5 protein-coding genes and 1 pseudogene are annotated in these 3,968 nt (G+C 71.2%); 5 read left to right on the top strand and 1 reads right to left on the bottom strand.

Annotated features, from left to right (window positions below; all coding sequences use genetic code 11):
* Positions 1 to 214 (top strand): annotated as a pseudogene (locus ACOADB_RS11260) (hypothetical protein); the annotation flags it as partial.
* Here ACOADB_RS11260 and ACOADB_RS11265 read toward each other — a convergent pair.
* On the bottom strand, positions 215 to 610 hold the full coding sequence (locus ACOADB_RS11265) for a YidH family protein (protein WP_378598240.1): 396 nt from the start codon (positions 608 to 610) through the stop codon (positions 215 to 217).
* 144 nt (positions 611 to 754) lie between these two features.
* Between ACOADB_RS11265 and eno the strand changes: the two genes are divergently transcribed.
* The 4 genes from eno to ACOADB_RS11285 form a co-directional block, all read left to right on the top strand.
* A complete protein-coding gene (gene eno / locus ACOADB_RS11270) occupies positions 755 to 2,032 on the top strand; it encodes a phosphopyruvate hydratase (RefSeq protein ID WP_378598242.1) in 1,278 nt (425 codons plus the stop codon).
* Between the two features lie 14 nt (positions 2,033 to 2,046).
* On the top strand, positions 2,047 to 2,646 hold the full coding sequence (locus tag ACOADB_RS11275; RefSeq protein ID WP_378598244.1) for an FtsB family cell division protein: 600 nt from the start codon (positions 2,047 to 2,049) through the stop codon (positions 2,644 to 2,646).
* A complete protein-coding gene (locus ACOADB_RS11280) occupies positions 2,643 to 3,158 on the top strand; it encodes a DUF501 domain-containing protein (RefSeq protein ID WP_378598246.1) in 516 nt (171 codons plus the stop codon). The genes ACOADB_RS11275 and ACOADB_RS11280 overlap by 4 nt, the downstream gene beginning before the upstream one ends.
* On the top strand, positions 3,151 to 3,968 hold an 818-nt coding region (locus ACOADB_RS11285), incomplete at its 3' end, for an exopolyphosphatase (RefSeq protein WP_378598300.1). The genes ACOADB_RS11280 and ACOADB_RS11285, both read left to right, overlap by 8 nt.

The following is a 3,968-nucleotide window of genomic DNA, read 5'->3' on the forward strand; positions in this document are numbered from 1 at the left end:
CGCGATCGTCGGGGTCGGCCAGTTGCTGACGCTCGCCGGGGACCACGACCCGCTTGACCTCGAGGCGCTGACGGCGGTGTGGAGCAGCGTGTTCAGCGCGCTCGTCACCTGGTGGATCGAGCATCCCGACGTGACGCCCGAGGAGATGACCTCCCGGTGCGGTCGCCTGTTCGGCGTCGTCTTCGGTGTCGTGCCGGAGTCGCCCGGCGCCTGATCAACGGCCGAGCACGCCCGCCACCAGGGCAGCGGCCAGCAGGACGCCGAGCGACAGCAGGAACACCAGCCCGCCGGTGAAGCCCGGTCGCGGTCCGCCGGTGCGAAGCGCGATCTCCATCCGGCTCCACCGGTGCCAGCCGACGCCGAGCGCCGCGGCGCTGACCGTGAGCAGGCCCAGGGACAGCAGTACCCGGGACGTGGTCGAGAACTCCAGTGCCGGTGAGGCGACCGCGACAGCGCCCGCCACCAGGGCGAGCGAGGTACGCACCCACGCCAGGAAGGTGCGCTCGTTCGCAAGCGAGTCGCGGGCCTCGGCGTCCACGCCGACGTCGTACACACGGTGGGGGCGACGCGGCGTCGGGGGCGGCTGTGCTGGGGTGTCGGACGAGGGCACAGGGCCAGCATGGCGGCTCCGGGCGTCGTACGTCCGGGGAACGCCCGGTGGGTGCTGCCCGGTCTGGTGCCCGGTGCGGTCTAGGCTGACGTGGACGACACCGTCCCCCGTCAGCACCGTCCCAGCACCTCAGGAGCAGTACACGTGGCAGCGATCGAAGCCGTCGGAGCCCGCGAGATCCTTGATTCGCGCGGCAACCCCACCGTCGAGGTCGAGGTCCTTCTCGACGACGGATCCTTTGCGCGTGCGGCGGTGCCGAGCGGTGCCTCCACTGGCGCCTTCGAGGCGGTCGAGCTCCGCGACGGCGGCGAGCGGTACGCCGGCAAGGGCGTCGAGCAGGCGGTCCTGGCCGTCATCCAGAAGCTCGGCCCGGCCATCGAGGGACTCGACGCGGCCGACCAGCGCCTGATCGACCAGACCATGCTCGAGATCGACGGCACGCCCAACAAGGCGACCGTCGGCGCGAACGCGATCCTCGGTGTCTCGCTGGCCGTGGCCCGCGCCGCCGCGGACTCCGCGCAGCTGCCGCTCTACCGCTACGTCGGCGGACCCAACGCGCACCTGCTGCCCGTGCCGATGATGAACATCCTCAACGGTGGTGCGCACGCCGACACCAACGTCGACATCCAGGAGTTCATGATCGCGCCGATCGGTGCGCCGACCTTCCGTGAGGCCCTGCGGATGGGCACCGAGGTCTACCACGAGCTCAAGGCCGTGCTGAAGAGCCGTGGACTGGCCACCGCCGTCGGTGACGAGGGTGGCTTCGCGCCCGACCTCGAGTCCAACCGGGCGGCGCTCGACCTGATCGCCGAGGCGATCGGCAAGGCCGGCTACGTCCTGGGCAAGGACATCGCGCTCGCGCTCGACGTCGCCGCGTCCGAGTTCTGCGAGAACGGCTCCTACACGTTCGAAGGCGCGCAGAAGACGGCAGCCGAGATGACGGCCTACTACGCCGAGCTCGTCGCGGCGTACCCGATCGTCAGCATCGAGGACCCGCTGGACGAGGACGACTGGGACGGCTGGAAGGCCATCACCGACGAGCTCGGCACCAAGACCCAGCTCGTCGGCGACGACCTGTTCGTCACCAACGTCGAGCGGCTGCAGCGCGGCATCACGGGCGGCCAGGCCAACTCGCTGCTGGTGAAGGTCAACCAGATCGGCTCGCTCACCGAGACCCTGGACTCCGTCGAGCTCGCCCAGCGCAACGGCTACCGCTGCATGATGAGCCACCGTTCGGGCGAGACCGAGGACACCACGATCGCCGACCTCGCGGTCGCGACGAACTGCGGCCAGATCAAGACCGGCGCCCCGGCCCGGTCCGAGCGGGTCGCCAAGTACAACCAGCTGCTGCGCATCGAGGACGAGCTCGGTGACGCTGCCCGCTACGCCGGCGCTGCCGCCTTCCCCCGCTACCAGGGCTGAAGCCGGACCGACCCATGGCAGAGGAGCGCCGAACGTCCCGCAAGCCGGGCCGCCCCACCTCGGGTCGGTCCGGACCGCGGTACGCGGAGCGCCTCAAGGTCGAGCGCAAGCTTGCTGCGCGTGACCGGCAGGCCGCGCTCGACCGCGCCCGCGCGGAGCACCAGAAGAAGTCGCGGCTGACCGGCCGGGCGGCGATCCTGGTGCTCGTGCTGGCGGTGCTGGCCGTCTCCTACGCGTCGTCCCTGCGGGCCTACCTCCAGCAGCGCACCCACATCGAGGCGCTCGAGAGCCAGATCCTCGAGCGGGAGTCGAACATCGACGACCTCGAGAAGGAGAAGGAGCGCTGGCAGGACCCGTCGTACGTCGCCCAGCAGGCGCGCGCCCGCTTCGGGTACGTCGACCGGGGAGAGACCCCGTTCGTGGTCGTGGACGAGAACGGCGAGCCGCTGGATGCCTCGGCCGAGCTCGGCGACACCTCGACGGTCGAGGACCCGGATGCCCAGGTCTGGTACGAGGACGCGTGGGACTCGATGAAGATCGCCGGCAACCCGCCGACGAAGGTTCGTGCGCCCAAGGACAAGATCGAGGCGCCCAAGGAGGATCTGGACGAGTGACTGCCGCCAGCGACACCGATGTGGCCGTGATCGCGGCACAGCTCGGTCGGGTGCCGCGCGGGATCCACGCCATCGGGCATCGCTGCCCGTGCGGGAACCCCGACGTGGTCAGCACCGAACCGCGGCTGCCGAACGGGACCCCGTTCCCGACGACGTACTACCTCACCTGCCCGCGGGTGAACTCCCGGATCGGGACGCTCGAGGCGTCCGGGTTGATGAAGGAGATGCAGGACCGCCTCGGCACCGACCCCGAGCTCGCTGCGGCCTATCGGGCCGCGCACGAGGCGTACCTCGCCGACCGTGAAGCGATCCGTGTCTCCTGCGACCTGGAGGTGCCGGAGATCGAGGGCATCTCCGCGGGCGGTATGCCGGACCGGGTCAAGTGCCTCCACGTCCTGGCTGGTCACTCGCTCGCCGCCGGGCCCGGCGTCAACCCGCTCGGCGACGAGGTGCTCGAGATCCTCGGCGACTGGTGGGCCAAGGGGCCGTGCGTCTCCGTCTCGGATGACTGACGTCATCGCCGCGATCGACTGCGGCACCAACACGATCAAGCTGCTGGTCGGCGACCCGGTCGGCGATCCCGCCGGAGTACGCCGCGAGAGCCGGATGATCCGGCTCGGCCAGGGCGTCGACGCGACCGGCCGGCTGGCTCCCGAAGCGCTGGAGCGGGCGTTCACCGCCATCGACGAGTTCGCCGGGATCATCCGCGAGGCGGGTGTCGAGCGGATCCGGTTCTGCGCGACCTCGGCGTCGCGTGATGCCGAGAACGCAGCCGAGTTCACCACGGGCGTCGTGGCCCGGCTCGGGGTCGAGCCCGAGGTGCTGACCGGGCTGGAGGAGGCGCGCCTGGCCTTCGGCGGCGCCGTACGCGGCCTTGCGGGGTCCGACCTCGCCTCGCCGGCGCTGGTCGTCGACGTGGGTGGCGGTTCGACCGAGCTCATCCTGGGGGACCTGGCGACCGGCCCCACGGCTGCACACTCCATGGACATCGGCTCCGTCCGCCTCCACGAACGACACGTCCGGCACGACCCGGTCACGGTCGACGAGATCGCCGCGATCGTCGCCGACATCGACGCTGCGCTGGACGCGTCGCCCGTCGACCCCGCGGTCGCGGCCGTCGTGATCGGCGTCGCGGGCACGAACACGACCATCGCGGCCGGAACCCTCGGCCTGGCCGCCTACGACCGGAACCTGATCCACGGCCAGGTCCTGCCCGTCAGCGACGTGCAGGCGCTCGTCGACCGACTGCTGGCCATGACGGTCGCGCAACGCCGCGACCTGGGCTGGATGCACCCGGGCCGGGCCGACGTGATCGACGCCGG

The sequence above is a fragment of the Nocardioides sp. CPCC 206348 genome, assembly GCF_048654705.1.
Classification (GTDB): domain Bacteria; phylum Actinomycetota; class Actinomycetes; order Propionibacteriales; family Nocardioidaceae; genus Nocardioides.